The sequence below is a fragment of the Thiohalocapsa halophila genome (genome assembly GCF_016583825.1).
Lineage (GTDB): Bacteria > Pseudomonadota > Gammaproteobacteria > Chromatiales > Chromatiaceae > Thiohalocapsa > Thiohalocapsa halophila.
Map to the genome: position 1 here is coordinate 1 of NZ_NRRV01000289.1, position 530 is coordinate 530.

At 59.1% G+C, this 530-nt stretch carries 1 pseudogene; it reads right to left on the reverse strand.

The annotated features are described in order from the left end of the window. Positions 1-530, reverse strand: a pseudogene (locus tag CKO31_RS26445) (catalase-peroxidase); the annotation flags it as partial.

The following is a 530-nucleotide window of genomic DNA, read 5'->3' on the forward strand; positions in this document are numbered from 1 at the left end:
TCCTTCTGCGGGGCCAGACGAATGCGCGCACCGTTGGCACCGCCGCGCATATCCGATCCACGAAAGGTCCGAGCGCTGTCCCAAGCGGTGGTGACCATCTCACTGATACTCAGACCGCTGTCCAGAATCTTGCTCTTCACCGCATTGACGTCATAGTCCGCACGGCCCGCGGGCACCGGATCCTGCCAGATCAGATCCTCCTGCGGGACATCAGGGCCGATGTAACGCGTCTTCGGCCCCATGTCGCGATGCGTGAGCTTGAACCAGGCGCGTGCGAAGACCTCCGAGAAGTAGGCCGGATCGTGATAGAAGCGCTCTGAGATCTTGCGATACTCAGGGTCCATCTTCATGGCCATGTCGGCGTCCGTCATGATCGGGTTGTAGCGGATCGTGGGATCCTCGACATCGACCGGTTTATCCTCCTCCTTGATCTCAACCGGTTCCCATTGCCAAGCACCGGCTGGGCTTTTCTTCAATTCCCAGTCGTGGTTCAGCAGCATCTGGAAATAGCCATTGTCCCACTTGGTGGG